Here is a 1,138-nt window from a genome sequence, read left to right as displayed (position 1 = left end):
GTCGAGAAGAACCTGGGCGCCTTCCTCGACCTCGATTTGCCCGGCAGCAAGGTCGTCGTTGGCGAGGGACCGGAACTCGCAAAGCTCAAGGCGCGCTATCCCAACGCCCATTTCCTCGGCCACCGACCGAATGACGAGCTGGCCGAGATCTACGCCTCGGCCGACGTCTTTGTCTTTCCGAGCCGTACCGACACCTTCGGCAACGTCATCATAGAGGCGCTGGCCAGCGGCACGCCGGTCGCCGCCTATCCGGTGACGGGCCCGATCGACATCGTCGGCGACGGTGTCGGCGGGGCGGTGTCGGAGGACCTGCGCGAGGCAGCCCTTGCCGCGCTTCACGTCGACCGCGCAGAGGCGCGCCAGCGCGCCATGCGCTACAGCTGGACGGCCTGCGCGGAAATGTTCCTCGACACGGTCGAAGAAGCGCTGGGAACGACGCGCAAGCTGGCCGCCTGATGGTGCCAGCGCCCAGGATGTATTGAGATTCAGGTCAGGCCGAACTGAGAATGCTGGGCTCCGGGAACCGGAGCGGAGCCGTTCCTAAAGTACGCCAGCACCACAAGCGCAGGAGCCTGCCGTTCGCATTGCGGCCTCACCTGAATACCATGCATCCTAGAACAGACGCCCGCCGTCCGGCACCCTGTGCTCTATGGCGCCGAGCACGACCGCGCCCTCCTCGTCCGGAAAGCCGAGCGTTAGCACTTCCGACATGAACTTTCCGATCTGGCGCGGCGGAAAGTTGACCACGGCGAACACCTGCCGGCCGACAAGCGTCTCCGGCGCGTAGTATTTCGTGATCTGCGCCGAGGACTTCTTCACCCCGATCGCCGGACCGAAATCGATCTTCAGCTTGAATGCCGGCTTGCGCGCCTCGGGGAATGGCTCGGCCTCGATGATGGTGCCGGCGCGAATGTCGACCCGGTCGAAATCGGCGAAACTGATCTCGGGCTTGCGCGCGCCACTCGCACTCATCTTGGGTCCTGATCCGGCTCAGGCGGTGCCGTAGGTCTCGAACAGGACGCCGGCAAGCGCGTCCTTGGCCGAGGTTCCCGACCAGACCACGAACTGGAACGCCTGGAAATAGCATTCGCAGGCTTCGAGCGCCGACGACAGCAGCACCTCGACCTGCTGGCTCGAC

General features: G+C 64.9%; 2 protein-coding genes. One reads left to right on the top strand and one right to left on the bottom strand.

The window, feature by feature from the left end:
- Window positions 1-456 (top strand): glycosyltransferase (locus EN745_RS35060; protein WP_127423333.1); only part of this gene is annotated, 456 nt, incomplete at its 5' end.
- A 156-nt stretch (window positions 457-612) separates the two neighbouring features.
- Here the strand turns inward: EN745_RS35060 and EN745_RS35055 are convergent.
- Window positions 613-972, bottom strand: coding sequence for a tRNA-binding protein (locus tag EN745_RS35055; protein WP_126058694.1), 360 nt, complete (start codon window positions 970-972; stop codon window positions 613-615).
- Window positions 973-1,138: the final 166 nt, after the last annotated feature.

The organism is Mesorhizobium sp. M4A.F.Ca.ET.022.05.2.1 (assembly GCF_003998845.1).
In the GTDB taxonomy this organism is placed as follows: domain Bacteria; phylum Pseudomonadota; class Alphaproteobacteria; order Rhizobiales; family Rhizobiaceae; genus Mesorhizobium.
This window is presented reverse-complemented; position numbering and strand designations above follow the sequence as displayed.

Bases quoted from the DNA above. Each gene is read 5' to 3' on its own strand.
- EN745_RS35055 (WP_126058694.1), bottom strand. From the start codon at position 972: ATGAGTGCGAGTGGCGCGCGCAAGCCCGAGATCAGTTTCGCCGATTTC.